Source organism: Fibrobacter sp. HC4 (assembly GCF_023373925.1).
Taxonomy (GTDB): domain Bacteria; phylum Fibrobacterota; class Fibrobacteria; order Fibrobacterales; family Fibrobacteraceae; genus Fibrobacter.
The window spans coordinates 53,448-66,426 of sequence record NZ_JALCZV010000010.1; the positions used below are offsets into that span (position 1 = coordinate 53,448).

The 12,979-nt window shown below is 49.3% G+C and carries 14 protein-coding genes and 1 tRNA gene; 3 read left to right on the forward strand and 12 right to left on the reverse strand.

All coding sequences use genetic code 11. The features are described from left to right. Position 1 precedes the first annotated feature (1 nt). Complete coding sequence (aroA, locus tag MMG03_RS08055; protein ID WP_073159818.1) at positions 2-1,333, reverse strand: 3-phosphoshikimate 1-carboxyvinyltransferase; 1,332 nt, start codon at positions 1,331-1,333, stop codon at positions 2-4. Between the two features lie 92 nt (positions 1,334-1,425). Between aroA and MMG03_RS08060 the strand changes: the two genes are divergently transcribed. Next, positions 1,426-2,382, forward strand: coding sequence for an acyl-[acyl-carrier-protein] thioesterase (locus tag MMG03_RS08060; RefSeq protein WP_249269379.1), 957 nt, complete (start codon positions 1,426-1,428; stop codon positions 2,380-2,382). A gap of 354 nt (positions 2,383-2,736) precedes the next feature. Here MMG03_RS08060 and MMG03_RS08065 read toward each other — a convergent pair whose 3' ends face one another. Next, positions 2,737-3,867, reverse strand: coding sequence for a ComEC/Rec2 family competence protein (locus MMG03_RS08065; protein WP_249506057.1), 1,131 nt, complete (start codon positions 3,865-3,867; stop codon positions 2,737-2,739). A gap of 110 nt (positions 3,868-3,977) precedes the next feature. On the opposite strand from MMG03_RS08065, the gene MMG03_RS08070 reads away from it, so the two are divergent. Together MMG03_RS08070 and MMG03_RS08075 are read left to right on the forward strand one after the other, a co-directional pair. Further along, the gene (locus tag MMG03_RS08070; RefSeq protein ID WP_073159815.1) at positions 3,978-4,343 is read left to right on the forward strand and encodes a hypothetical protein; all 366 of its coding nucleotides are present in this window, start codon (positions 3,978-3,980) and stop codon (positions 4,341-4,343) included. Between the two features lie 102 nt (positions 4,344-4,445). Further along, positions 4,446-4,519 (forward strand) — tRNA-His (locus MMG03_RS08075). Between the two features lie 236 nt (positions 4,520-4,755). On the opposite strand, the gene MMG03_RS08080 is transcribed toward MMG03_RS08075, so the two are convergent. The 10 genes from MMG03_RS08080 to MMG03_RS08125 form a co-directional block, all read right to left on the reverse strand. After that, entirely contained in the window at positions 4,756-6,519 is a 1,764-nt protein-coding gene (locus tag MMG03_RS08080; RefSeq protein ID WP_112132144.1) for an FISUMP domain-containing protein, read from the reverse strand. Between the two features lie 9 nt (positions 6,520-6,528). Then, entirely contained in the window at positions 6,529-7,404 is an 876-nt protein-coding gene (locus MMG03_RS08085; RefSeq protein WP_249506058.1) for a TIGR02147 family protein, read from the reverse strand. 220 nt (positions 7,405-7,624) lie between these two features. Continuing rightward, a complete protein-coding gene (locus tag MMG03_RS08090; RefSeq protein WP_073159809.1) occupies positions 7,625-8,923 on the reverse strand; it encodes a hypothetical protein in 1,299 nt (432 codons plus the stop codon). Further along, a complete protein-coding gene (locus MMG03_RS08095) occupies positions 8,920-9,153 on the reverse strand; it encodes a hypothetical protein (RefSeq protein ID WP_249506059.1) in 234 nt (77 codons plus the stop codon). Before MMG03_RS08095 ends, MMG03_RS08090 begins: the two co-directional genes overlap by 4 nt. Positions 9,154-9,191: 38 nt before the next feature. Further along, a complete protein-coding gene (locus MMG03_RS08100) occupies positions 9,192-9,506 on the reverse strand; it encodes a hypothetical protein (protein ID WP_073159805.1) in 315 nt (104 codons plus the stop codon). A 171-nt stretch (positions 9,507-9,677) separates the two neighbouring features. Further along, positions 9,678-9,947, reverse strand: coding sequence for a hypothetical protein (locus MMG03_RS08105; protein WP_073159803.1), 270 nt, complete (start codon positions 9,945-9,947; stop codon positions 9,678-9,680). Then, the gene (locus tag MMG03_RS08110) at positions 9,947-10,225 is read right to left on the reverse strand and encodes a hypothetical protein (protein ID WP_073235981.1); all 279 of its coding nucleotides are present in this window, start codon (positions 10,223-10,225) and stop codon (positions 9,947-9,949) included. The genes MMG03_RS08105 and MMG03_RS08110 overlap by 1 nt, the downstream gene beginning before the upstream one ends. A 168-nt stretch (positions 10,226-10,393) precedes the next feature. Next, complete coding sequence (locus tag MMG03_RS08115) at positions 10,394-11,554, reverse strand: sodium ion-translocating decarboxylase subunit beta (RefSeq protein WP_249506060.1); 1,161 nt, start codon at positions 11,552-11,554, stop codon at positions 10,394-10,396. A gap of 24 nt (positions 11,555-11,578) precedes the next feature. After that, a complete protein-coding gene (locus tag MMG03_RS08120; RefSeq protein ID WP_073159797.1) occupies positions 11,579-11,950 on the reverse strand; it encodes an acetyl-CoA carboxylase biotin carboxyl carrier protein subunit in 372 nt (123 codons plus the stop codon). A 55-nt stretch (positions 11,951-12,005) separates the two neighbouring features. Continuing rightward, positions 12,006-12,845, reverse strand: a complete 840-nt coding sequence (locus MMG03_RS08125; protein ID WP_249506061.1) for a hypothetical protein — start codon at positions 12,843-12,845, stop codon at positions 12,006-12,008. Between the last annotated feature and the right edge of the window lie 134 nt (positions 12,846-12,979).

A 12,979-nucleotide genomic window follows, 5' to 3' on the forward strand; every position in this document is an offset into this window, starting at 1 on the left:
ATTACTTAGCCAACTTCTTGAAATCCTCGAAGTACTTAGGATAAGTCTTGTTCACGCAGGCCGGGTCCATAATCTTCACCGGCACACCACCCAGGGCCACCAGGCTAAAGCACATGGCCATACGGTGGTCGTTGTAAGTTTCGATAGCTACGTTCTCGTTGAGCTTGGCCGGCGGGGTCACGGTAATGGAATCGTTGGTTTCTACCACCTGGGCGCCAACCTTGCGAAGTTCGGCAGCCATGGCGGCGATACGGTCGGTTTCCTTGACACGCCAGCTGGCAATACCGCTAATGGTCATGGGGCCATCGGCAAACAGGGCCAGCACGGCAACGGTCATGGCGGCATCGGGAATGTCGTTCAGGTTCATATCGCAGGCATGCAACGGAGCGCCTTCGCATTCCACCCAGTCGGGGCCCATGGTAATCTTAGCACCCATCTTCTTGAGCACTTCCACAAAGGCCACGTCACCCTGGCGGCATTCGCTGCCCACGCCCAGAACGCGGCACTTGCCCTTGGCGATAGCGGCGGCGGCAAGCGGGTAGCTGGCAGAACTGGCATCGCCTTCCACCATGTAGTCACCGGGGCTTACATAAACGCCCTTGGGAACGTAAAAATCTGTCAGGCCATCGTGACGCACTTCGATGCCGAAATGCTTCATCACATCCAGAGTCAACAGGATGTAGGGGGCAGAAATCAGCTGACCTTCTACATGAATGTGGAGTTCGGAACCTTCTTCGCCAATGGCGTAGGGGGCGCAAATCAGAAGGGCGGTCAAATACTGGCTAGAAATATTGCCGCGAACACTTACGGAACCGCTCTTCAGGCCGTTGGAGCGGATGCATACCGGCGGGAATCCAACCGTTTCCATGTAGGTGATGTCGGCGCCAAGGCTGCCCAGGGCATCCACCAGGTCGCGGATGGGGCGTTCCTTCATGCGCTGCTCACCACTCAGGTGGAATTCGCCCTTGCCCAAGGTAAGGGCCGCACAGAGGGAGCGCATGGCGGTACCGGCATTACCCAAATAAAGGTCTGCCACATAGTCGCCATCTACATTTTCGGGGGCATCCATAGGACCACCGTTGCCCACCACAGTGGCTTCGGTATAGTCGTCGGACATTTCGATCTTGATGCCAAGTTCCTTGAGGGCCTCGCCCATGTAGCGGGTATCATCGCTGCGCAAAAGGTTATGCAGCTTTGTGGTTCCGCGGGCCAATGCCGAAATAAGGAAAACACGGTTTGTAATACTCTTGGATCCGGGGACTCGAACTTCACCATTGTAAGAACTGAGTGCCGGCAACTGTAACGAACTGGGACGAGAAAATGCTTCTACCATGGGCACAAATTTATAAATTGTGAAGGAATTTTTCTGTGATGTTGCAAGCATTTAAGGGTCTAACGAGAGCGACGTCACACTGCGAGGATTTAATGATTTTTGAAAAGCTATTTGGTAAAAAAAAGCAGGCCGGTACCGCAAACACAGCAGATGGTGCCGTCGAAGTCGCAGGTACCGCCGCGAAAAAATCCCAGGGGTTTGACGCCTCGTCCATCGCCGTAACCCCCATCAGCCCGGAGCTCATGGCAAACGCCACCCGCACCGCCCCAAACTCCGACGAAGACGACACCGACGAAATCACCGAGCTGAAATTTACCGTACGCTTTTCGGACTGCGATGAACACAATCGCCTCAAGCTTTCTAGGCTGTTTCAGTTTACCGAAGAAGCCGCCTTGTCAGATGCCGAACGCAAGGGCTATGGCTTATGGAACATGATGAAGGCCGGCTACGGCTGCGTCGTGACCCGCATGAAGTTGCGCCTGAACCACACTCCCGTTTTAGGCGAAGAACTGCTGGTCAGCACCTGGGCCAAGGAGAACTATAAGGACAAAGTAATATACAAGGATTACAGGGTCTGCGATGGCCGCGGCAACATCCTGGTCGAAGGCACCTCCTCCTGGCTGCTGGTGGACTTGAAAACCGGCAAGGCAGTCCCCCCATCTACCAGCCCCTTCCCCCTGCCCATCGAAGAAGGCCGCGAAGCTCTGCCCTCCAAGCTGGACATCCTTTCTATGGGATTATTCCCCAAGGTTGTGGACCAGGTTCAGGGCCGCAACACCGACCTGGACATCAACCATCACGTCAACCACTGCCGTTATGTGGACTGGGTTCTGGACGCCTTGACCCGCGAAGAAGTCAAGGACCGCGGCATCCGTTCCATCCAGATGAATTACATCCATCAGATTCCCCTTGACGAAAAGGTCGACATCGTCCGCTTCAGGGATTCCAAGCACCACGCCGTACTCTTTGGCATGAACGCCGAAGAAATGAAGAAAAACCCTCTCAAGGCCAAATGCCACTTCCAGGCCCGCGTAGGATTTTTACGATAAACGCGAAAAGGCTCTTCAAAAAGGCATTTTTTGGGGAAAGTACTAACCAAATGAAGGAAAAAGGGCATTCGGTTAGTAAAGATTTAGTTTGTTCGCAAGCAAAACAAGCAAATTGGGGATTTTTACCACCCACAAACCTCAAAAAAGGCCATATCTCCCGCAACAACATCTAATTTCGCCACAAAAACAGCTAATTTATTCACAAAACTACTAACCAAGCGCTCGTAAAAAGGCCATTTGGTTAGTAAAATCCGAAAAAAAACACATTCTCAAGGTTGCGGGAGCGGCGGTTGCAGAGTCTTGGGGAGTGGCGGTTGCAGAGTCGGGGGAGCGGCGGTTGCAGAGTCGCGGGGACTATGGTACAACGCCTACGCCAGGCACCAGCATGAAAGTAACATCGCCCTCCCGGTCGGTGCGGAAAAGATTCGTTACGTCTGCGGAGTTTGAAGTTGTCGCAGAAATTTCCGCATCCGCGGAGTCGGGGGACGTCGCGGTATCGGCCGCGGAGATTGTCGCGTCTGCGGAGGGAGTCGCGGAATTGGAGATCGCCGCGGAGCCCAGCACGTATTGCAGCTTTCGCAGGACAGGTTCCGCGGGGTGGCCGTAACTATTGCGGGCCCCCACGCTAATAACCGCATACCGAGGCGACACCCCGCTCAAAAATCGCAAGGTGGAACTGTGGACGGAACCGTGGTGCCCCACCTGCAAAAGATCCGCCGACACATCCGAGGTCACCTCCAGCAGGCGGCACTCCCCCAGCGAATCCAGATCACCCGTCAGCAGAAACGAGCCTTCGTCAGTACCGCCGGCGGACACCCCGACGTTCCCAGCAGACTCCCCGGAGCCATCATCGACAAGGCGGCCCCGCAAAACGACGCTGGCCCCGTTTTCGCCCACCTGCAGATATTCCACCGGCCAGAGCACCGTCAGCAGCACCTTGCCCAACGACACTTGATCGCCGCGGTGTAAAGTGTCTATGGGAATGCCCCGCCGGCGGGCGGAGCGCAGTACGCTGTCCACCAGAATGCCTCCCGAGGTATCCGGCCCTACCATAAGGCGCCCCACCTGAATGGCCCGGCGACCGTCCGACGAAACAGACCGCGAATTGTCCGACGAAACAGACCGCGGATAATCCGACGGACCAGACGACAAATCGCGCGACGGAGCAGACGGATCTGCCAGCAGTTCCAGCAGCCCGCCCAAATGATCCCGATGATTATGACTCAGCAGAACCCAGTCTAACGAATCCACCCCGTGGTCCCTCAATTTTTCTATAAAATTTGCGGAATCCGGCCCGCTGTCATATAGGGCGTAACGCCCTCCATATTCCAGCAGCACCGAAAGCCCCTGGCCCACATCCAAAAAAGTCACCCGGCCAACCTCCTCTTCAGCCCCTCCCCCAGACACGTATTGACAGCCCCAGGAAACCATGGCAAAAAACGTCAAAATTGCGCAAAACAGACCAAACCAGCCATATTTTTTCATCAACAGACCTCCAAATTAAGGAATAGCATGTACTTATACACGCACGAAAACGCAAAACGTTCATTTTTCCGCCTTTTTTTTACTATCTTTCCCCTTAAACGAGGTTTGTTATGCAATTACCCAAGTACAAAAAGAAGAAGCGCATCAAGTTGAAAGTCTGCCAGGAACCCGGCTGCGGCCGCGAATTCTGGGGTCACCCGATCGCCAAGTACTGCGAATTGCACCGCGACATCAAGCAGCGCCAGAAGCAGAAGAAGGATGTGGAAAACATCGAATCCAAGAACATCATCTTCCGCCACAACTACACCGAGTCCATGGACTTGACCTTCAAGTGCTGCCTCGACGGCTGCGGCGAGTCCTTTAGCATCCGCGTGTTCCCCAAGCAGTACATTTACCCCCGTTTCTGCGAAGAACACCGCAATGACTTTAAGCGCGCCAATTTCCAGCGCATTATGGCCAAGATGAAGAACGACTAATTTTTTGGGGCCCGCGGGCCAAAAAAATCAGATTTTATAAAAAAAATTAGGAGCTACCCTTGAATTTCGGGGTAGCTTTTTTATATTTGGGCCACATTCATGGTGGATGTAGCTCAATTGGTTAGAGTCCCAGATTGTGATTCTGGATGTTGTCGGTTCGAGTCCGGTCATCCACCCTTAAAAAAGAAGCGTTGCGAAAGCAGCGCTTCTTTTTATCACTCAGGGGCTTCGCCCCCGAACCCCTGGGCAATCGCGTTGCGATTGCGAACTCTGGAACAACCTCGCGAAAGCGGGGTCTTTTTTTAACAGCGGCAAAGATGCAAAACTGTTGCCAAACGAAAAATCCCGCGGATTCCTCCGCGGGACTTCTCCTAACCCGGGGCAAACAGCCCCTTCCTCCTAACCAGCAATTTTAATCAGCCTTGATGCAACGGACAGACAACAGGTTGTAATAGCCAGGGTCGAAAGCACCATAGATATCTACAGCCTGAGCGCCACGATCAATTTCTACATAATTTCCGTTCAAACCAAACTGATTATCTTCATCAGCCCCAGGAATACTTGCAAAATATTTTTCATGCTGTGCGCCATTGGGGGTGGCAGAAAAATCAACAACGTCCATCGACCTTGCAAACATAAATCCGATAGCAGATTCTTCGGCCGCAACCATAATAGGCCAAGCATCATCCTTCATCAGCTTTACATCCATGTTGTCGCCCAGGAATTCAGACAGAGCATTCCAATCCTTGACCGAAGGAATTCGCCAGCCATCGGGGCAGATCCCCTGATGATTACGCGGGTCAATTGATTCAAGAACCTTGCTGTACTGAACCTGCTGATCCATGCATGCCAGGTATGCGCCGGTACTGTCCAGACCAATCCATTCGAGGTTTCCATCCGTCATTTCCTTTTCCATACACTCTTCCAAGGAATTAAAGCGCTGAATGGTCGGCTTACCGGATTCATAAACAGCAGTTTCCATATAGCCTGTTGTATCCAAGTCCATAAGATCCAGCCAAGAATACAGACGTCCATATGAATCACAATTCTCGGGAACATCCCCAAAGCAACGAGATCCAGATACATTGTACTGTAAATCTTCGGCCATCCAGGTCACACTCTTTCCATCAATAGAGAATGTCGTTGTCATATAAGTCCGACCATCACGGGCATCCGTCATAGTCCCCACCTGGTGTTCATATTCCGGCGCAACCCAGAACCACAAGCCATCCTCACACTTCAAGCTATAGCCGAACTCCTTCACAGATCGATCAAGGAAGCCGAAATCAAATTCATTATATCGAATAAGGCGTCCCAGGTTTTCACCTTCACAGCGTCCAAGATTTAAAAACACTGAAGCAAAATTCGACATATATTTATCTGCCAGCGACATGAAGGATTCGTCAGGACGATCTACACCCAGCCATTCCCAGAACGGATCACTGTGAAAGAATTTTGCACTCATGGCAACATCGACGAGATACTCTATGGATTGTTCTTCCGAAGGCAATTTCAATGCAAAGGTTGCAGCAACCAAGGCAGCATCAGACTTCGAGGCACCTGCGAGGTTCATCTTCCCGAAATCATCATAACCTTCTCCAAGTCCCATAGTGTCTAGAACGCTTCGCCTTGCCTGCGCCAAAGCATCTTCAACACTTGCGCCCGATGCCACAAACTTATCAGCCAAATAGTATTCCCATTCAGTTAGAATATTCACATTTGTCGCCAAGCTTTTTTTCGCATCAACAACGGCGCGGTAACTAACAGGCTCATCAAGCCAGCTCCCATTTACGGTAACTAAACCGTATCGCCAGGATTTATTATCAAGCTTCAAATCATAATTTCTTTGATCTCCCACAGTTGCACGGAAGCACTCCTCAGAAACAGCAAAAGTTGCAGAATCCAAAACGCAGAATTCAACATTATGAGCTTCAAAGGAAATGGCCTTTGTAGTGCTTCCGAAGTTTTCCAAATCCGAAATGACCATCTTAGCCATCACCTGAACAGATCCCGCCAATCGCAAAGTTCCCTGGGCGATACTTGTTTCTTCTTCGACTCCGCCGTGGCCAACCGCATCGCCACTTTCGGAGCAACCCGCCATGAAAGCGGAGCTCATAAACATCGTGGCACCGGTGAGCAAGCTTGCGCTCAGTTGTTTAATCATTCCCTTTTTCATGTTATCCTCCTAACCTTCTTTCCCAAATTTTTTCACGTCCATTTCTTTTGCACCAGCATCAATTCCAGAGACATCGTGAGTCATGGGGAACAGTTGCATATTCAATCGGTAGACTCTTTCCACAGTATCATCGCTAGTAACGATAGACGCAACCTTCTTTCTGAATTCTGCGATTTCCTTCACAATCTGATTGTAGGATTTCGTAGAGAGACCCATAGTAAGCCCAGAAAAATGGCGCTGATTCTGGGGAACATTCTCGATGGTATCCAAGGCAAGTTCACCCATTTGATGATGCAATTCACGAACAGCCAACGGAGTTATCTCCATGGGGCCCGTGGTCACGAACTGTTCCGTTTGGGTGTAGCTGCCGTCAGCGTTCTTCTTGAGAAGTCCGGCCTTTGTCAAGAAAGCCAATGTCTCGGAGACTTCCGCTGCGGTAATCTTTGATATGCAGGCGCGAGCCATGGCCAGGGGCTTCGCACCAGGCATCGCAGGCGCCAATTCGCGGATTACAGGATTCTTCCAGTCGCTAAAGAAGCGGAAGGAATCCCCTTCTACAACGGTCGCCTTGTGGGCCGCAGCGATACCGAGCATCTCATTGAAAAGAGTCCTTCTGGATTCGTTGTCCTTGGCGTGATTCAGGCCCACCAGGACCTTGAAGTAATCCACCTCCCAGTCCCTGAGCCCCATGGCTTCTGCGACTCGCTCAACGGCGGCTTCGCTCAGGTTGTACTTGCCCTCGGCAACCAGCTTCAGGTAAACCGGCGAGGAAAAACCCGCGCTCTTGGCAAAGTCGCGCCAGGTAAAGGACTTTCGCGCCTTGCGATCCGCATAGTAATCAGCGATGTACCTGCGATAATCCGTGTATTCTATGATTTTTTTCAAAGGAACCTCCTTTCCCTTGACCCCAAATTTACCTTGTTACAAAGAAAAATCAATATTTCGCAACACAGAATATCAAAATTTTTAACAAGAATTAAGAAAATTTTGTATCGTGAAAATTTCTAAGCAAAAATACGATACAGAAATAATAAAGGAGATGCCGGATCGCGCCCGGCATGACAACAAAAAAGCACGGCACGACTTCTAAAGTTCAGCTTCCGTTTTATTCTTCGCAGGGGCCACTCACCCGAATACTAAAATCATAGGATTCACTGAAAAATTTTTTCCCATCCTGAATCTCTAAGACTAATTTAGCAGGCAAGATTTTGTCATTAAGTGATTTCATATTTTTGACGTTATTCGGCAAATAAAACCATTCCTTAGGTAAATAATCATCACCTTTTCTTTCAAATGCCCCGTCCTTAACAGAGACATATCCTTTCCCATAATCAATCTTTGTCATAATCCTTCTTTTAACACTATCATCACAATAAATACATTTTCCTTCAGACTGAAAAGCATGTCGAGGAATGTAGTCAAGTTCCTTCTTTAACGTTAGGCTGTGACGTTTGTTATCAAAACAATACTCAGCAACAACCCTATTTTTAGCACACGGGCCAACAATAACCGCATCAAAAGATTTACGATACAAACAAGAACCCCCATTCGATTTAAATTCCCACATGCCCTTAAAGGGCTTCCAATAATACCGGACAATTGAATTCAACGCATCTTTCAAATGAAAATGCAGTCTATCACGATCAACAGGACTTATTTCCATTGCAGACATTTTTAAATTTCTACAAGAAGTATCAGATAATGATGGCGCATCAAAGGACTCAACAATACGCGCCTGAAAATCACCAGAAGAATCTGAGGGAGCATCAAGAACAAATTTAGTTTTATAAATTTCTCCCATATCAGAAGCGTATGGTTCTATAACCCCCTCTCTCACCAAGTGAAGACCATACATATCCGCAGACCTAGATTCCACACAAAATTCAAATGTTTCCGGCTCAACAGAGCACTCTCCCACTATGACAGCCATAAAATCCGAGGAGAGTTTCACTTCTGTATTGTAGAGTTCCGCAAACCACGTTCCCTTTAATTCTTTTCCATAATACGGTTTCAACGATTTTTTAGCATTTTTTAGATAATAACAAAGACAGGAAGAACCTTTGACTAGCTCTGTTTTCAAAGATTCAGTTTTTTTCTTAACATCTTTAAGCCCCCCAAAACAAGCATGAAAACCCATTCTAAGCAGAGAATCCATTTTCTCATCCTCTGGGGCATCAACAAAGTAATTGTAGTACCAGTCAGAACAACCCACTTCAACAGAATCCGGAATAATCCAGTTTGAGTCCGTAGGAATTCTAATATTTTTCAGCAAATACAATTCATACGAGTTATCAGTTCCGATTTTCGCACAAAATTCAGCAACTTGCCCGTTCTTGTTTTCGGCAATCGCATGAGAAAAGAAAAGAACGGTAAAAACCAATCCTAAACATCGAATTTTCATCATAACTTACACCTATCAATTTGCATATCGTGGTATTTTTTCACAGTATCCTGAACACTAGGATAGCTCAAATGGCCTTGGCTATCATTGTAATCAATTGCATTTTGAGCATCAAAAAGCGACTGAAGTTTCCACTCTACTTGTTTCCAAAACGTCTCTGCCGCCTTCTCTGCATAAGCTCTATTTTCATAAACAATGCAATCAGCAAGTAACGACGTGTTAAGCCAAAGCAAACAAGCCAACAAAATTATCTTTTCACCACTCCAGCCCTTTACTCTACGAATTTCATGTTAGGATATTTCGCCTGAACGCATTTACGGAATTCCTTCGTGCCGGAACCATACTTCTCCTTACATTCGCTAAAATCGTAGGCACCTTTTGTAATGGGCTTAGGAGGAGCAGCATTTAAAAAACGCTCTTGCGTTTCCAACGGTCTTTGGAGATGCAATTCATTCGGACCCGTCAGGATTTGCGAATCTTGAATTCTTGAGGTTTCAGGATGGTTATGGGTCAATGCCTTACGTTCTTCATCATTGCAAGCTGCGACAAGGAACGTCATTGCAATTAGCATCGCAATTGTCTTCATATCATTCTCCTATATTCCTAACAGACAAAAAAAATAATCATTCCTGACAAATTATGCAACCTCGTTTTTTGTATATTCTTACCAACGTTCGCGGACGCGGCTTTTGATCCGTCGCAGGCGCAGCGATTTTCTTAGATGGCGGCCATTGACTGCCCATGGAGTTAGCCCCAACTAGGCTATTCCACGATTTTTTACATCCACATATTCAAGTCCCGTTTCCAATTGCAACTGGTTTACAGCATCCACAGCAATAGATTCATCCACAAGAATAAAAGACTTTTCCCTTATCTGCTGAATTTCGTCAACGAAGTCTTCATTGCAGGTCAATTCGCGATAAACGGCATGCGGTATAACAACAGTTTCAAACAACTGCTGCAACATATCCAAGCGATTGATTTTCAGGAAAGATATTAACGGAGTGGTATCGGATACAACGAGCATTACCCTTTCCTCCGCACTGCATCGTAGGTCGCCAATTCTTCGTTCAGCATATTCGCATCACCATCGATATACGGAATTCCCATATCTCCATAGAGAGCAATTAGCCTTTCCTTTGGTATTCCTAAAATTTCAGCAGCACGGCCGTGGGAAATAGTCAAATCTTTAATGTAAGGGTATAAAATCAAGGCATTACGCACCAACTCGTCACGGCACTGGTTTTCCGTGATGAAATCATGCATTGATTCCGGGACCTTGATTGCTACAGTTGTGAGTTCCATATTGACTTGTCCTTCTAATATACAAACACATATAAATTGGAGCAAGTGGCAGAAAATGACATTGTACAAAAAAAAGAAGACCTCGGTTCATCACCGAGGTCTTCTTGGATCCTATCTGATCCTGTCTGATCCTATCGCTACGCTCCAGGATGACAGCTCCAGGATGACTTAGCTCAAGCGGCTAATCATGTAACCAGCGCAAACTGCGGTACCGATCACGCCAGCCACGTTGGGGCCCATAGCGTGCATCAGCAGGAAGTTCTGCGGATCGTACTTGGCACCTTCAACCTGAGAAACGCGGGCAGCCATGGGAACTGCAGAAACGCCTGCGGAACCAATGAGCGGGTTCACCGGATTCTTGGGAGAAAGTTTGTTCATGATCTTTGCGAGGAAGAGACCAGCTGCAGTAGAGAAGCCGAAGGCAACCACGCCCATAGCGATGATCATGAGGGTCTGGGGGCGCAGGAAGATGTCGGCAGACATGGTGAGGCCTACAGAAGTACCAAGGAAGATGGTCACGATGTTCATGAGTTCGTTCTGACCGGTCTTGACGAGACGATCAACAACGCCAGATTCCTTGAAGATGTTACCAAGCATAAGCATGATGATCAGTGCAGATGCATCGGGCACAACCAGGATGCAGACGATCATAACCATGACGGCGAAGGCAATACGTTCGGCCTTGGAGACCTTGCGGAGAGACTTCATGCGGATCTTGCGTTCTGCATCGTTGGTCATGAGGCGCATGATGGGCGGCTGAATCAGCGGCACCAGAGCCATGTAGGTGTAAGCAGCCACGGCGATGGGGCCGATGAGGTGCTTAGCCAGCTTGTTGGCGGTAAAGATAGAGGTCGGACCGTCAGCACCACCGATAATACCGATGGAAGCTGCTTCGCCCAGAGTAAAGCCACCGAAAGCAACGGCGCAGAACATGGTTGCGAAGACGCCAAACTGAGCACCACCACCCAGGAGGAGGGTACGCGGATTTGCAATCAGCGGTCCAAAGTCAGTCATGGCACCCACGCCCAGGAAGATGATGGGCGGGAAGAGTTCCAGGTGGATACCCTGGCTGATGTAGTAATAGAGGCCTTCAGTCGGGACAAACATGCCCTCGATGCTCCAGCCACCATCATAGAATCCCTTGGTGGGGACGTTCACCGCAAGAGCGCCCAGTGCGATCGGCAAGAGCAGCAGCGGTTCGAACTTTTTCACGATTGCCAAGTACATCAGGACGAAACTGACAATCCACATCACGATCATGGACGGCGTGATGTAGGCAAAGCCAGTGTCGCCAGCGAACTGGACAACGGAGTTAAGGATTGAACTCATTTATATGTACCTCAGTAGGCTAAATTAAGCGATGGTGAGGAGAGTCTGGCCATCAACGACGGTGTCGGTTTCCTTAACGGAAACAGAGTTCACGGTACCTGCGCAAGGAGCGACAACCGGGTTTTCCATCTTGAGAGCTTCGATGATTGCAACTTCCTGGTTAGCTTCGACCTTGTCGCCAACCTTGACCTTCAGCTTGAACACAGAACCAGCGAGGGGGCTCTTGACTTCGGTGCCACCAGCGACAGCAGGTGCAGCAGCGGGAGCAGGAGCGGCAACCGGTGCGGGAGCAGCAGCCGGAGCGGCAGCGGGAGCAACGGCAACATTGGAATCAAGAACTTCAACTTCTACATCGTAGCTCTTGCCTTCGAAACTGATACGTACGGTCTTCTTCATTTTTCTTTTTCCTGGCTTTATAGCCTGTTGAATTTTTAAAGGTTGTTCCTAGATCTTAGACAATGGTCCAAGCAGGGGAGTTAACATTCTTGTAAGCGGTGACGCGGCAGGGCTGACCCAGGACCTGAGTTGCAGCTGCGGTCATGATCACCACCAGTTCGTCGTTGGTAAGGCCCGGATGTTCTTCGAGGGCGGCAATAGCAGCGATAGACAGGAAAGCCTGGAGCTGCTTGTTGGTCATACCCGGATGAACGCTCTTGGCATTGGGATCCCAGTCGCAGTGAGCGGGGCCAATGGTACGGGGTGCAACGGCGGCAGGGGCTGCAGCGGGAGCGGCAGCAGGAGCAGCGGCGACGGGCTTGACTGCGGGTGCAGGAGCCTTGTCCACGTTGAGGCCAAGCTTTGCCATGATGAAGTTCATCAAGTAGCAGAGCAGGCAGAGGCCGATAATAACAGCCATCACTACGATAAGGCCAGTAGCCTGGAATTCAGCCAGCTTGCCAATAGTGAAGGTTTCCTTTTCGCCCTGGCAGACGCCTTCGACAACGTCGCCATTGCAATATTCCTTGCCCAAAGTAGCCTTGGCAATGGGGAGCACCTTTGCAGATGCATCGTCCTTAGCCTTGAGGGCGTTACGGGCGGTCACAGACTGATCGTAAGTCTTGTAGAGCACCTGGAATCCACCACCATGAGCTTCGACAATTTCGAAGACGGCGGAATCGGCACCAGGAGTCAGGTCAAGCTGAGCCTGAACCTTAGCGGCATCAGTAGGAGACATCAAGGCGATCTGCTCGTCGAAACGTCCCTTAGCCTTTGCAGCCGGTGTTGCAACTACAGCTTCTTCGGCAGCGGGAGCTACCTGGGATTCTGCAGTGATTTCTTGCGTTTCATTCATATTGGATTTTATCCATTCTTTTAGGTGAACATTTTGATAAAAATCAACGATGGAAATTTAATTAATTAGCGGAAAGCGAAAAGGTTAAAGGTTAAAGATAAGGGCAAATGAGGGGGAAATTTTTAGACTAAAAA

What these genes read in the sequence shown, in the direction of transcription:
- MMG03_RS08090 (WP_073159809.1), bottom strand. Translation starts at nt 8,923, where the DNA reads ATGATGAAAATTCGATGTTTAGGATTGGTTTTTACCGTTCTTTTCTTT.
- MMG03_RS08120 (WP_073159797.1), bottom strand. Translation starts at nt 11,950, where the DNA reads ATGAAGAAGACCGTACGTATCAGTTTCGAAGGCAAGAGCTACGATGTA.
- MMG03_RS08060 (WP_249269379.1), top strand. Translation starts at nt 1,426, where the DNA reads ATGATTTTTGAAAAGCTATTTGGTAAAAAAAAGCAGGCCGGTACCGCA.
- MMG03_RS08065 (WP_249506057.1), bottom strand. Translation starts at nt 3,867, where the DNA reads ATGAAAAAATATGGCTGGTTTGGTCTGTTTTGCGCAATTTTGACGTTT.
- MMG03_RS08115 (WP_249506060.1), bottom strand. Translation starts at nt 11,554, where the DNA reads ATGAGTTCAATCCTTAACTCCGTTGTCCAGTTCGCTGGCGACACTGGC.
- aroA (WP_073159818.1), bottom strand. Translation starts at nt 1,333, where the DNA reads ATGGTAGAAGCATTTTCTCGTCCCAGTTCGTTACAGTTGCCGGCACTC.
- MMG03_RS08100 (WP_073159805.1), bottom strand. Translation starts at nt 9,506, where the DNA reads ATGAAGACAATTGCGATGCTAATTGCAATGACGTTCCTTGTCGCAGCT.
- MMG03_RS08105 (WP_073159803.1), bottom strand. Translation starts at nt 9,947, where the DNA reads ATGCTCGTTGTATCCGATACCACTCCGTTAATATCTTTCCTGAAAATC.
- MMG03_RS08125 (WP_249506061.1), bottom strand. Translation starts at nt 12,845, where the DNA reads ATGAATGAAACGCAAGAAATCACTGCAGAATCCCAGGTAGCTCCCGCT.
- MMG03_RS08070 (WP_073159815.1), top strand. Translation starts at nt 3,978, where the DNA reads ATGCAATTACCCAAGTACAAAAAGAAGAAGCGCATCAAGTTGAAAGTC.
- MMG03_RS08110 (WP_073235981.1), bottom strand. Translation starts at nt 10,225, where the DNA reads ATGGAACTCACAACTGTAGCAATCAAGGTCCCGGAATCAATGCATGAT.
- MMG03_RS08080 (WP_112132144.1), bottom strand. Translation starts at nt 6,519, where the DNA reads ATGAAAAAGGGAATGATTAAACAACTGAGCGCAAGCTTGCTCACCGGT.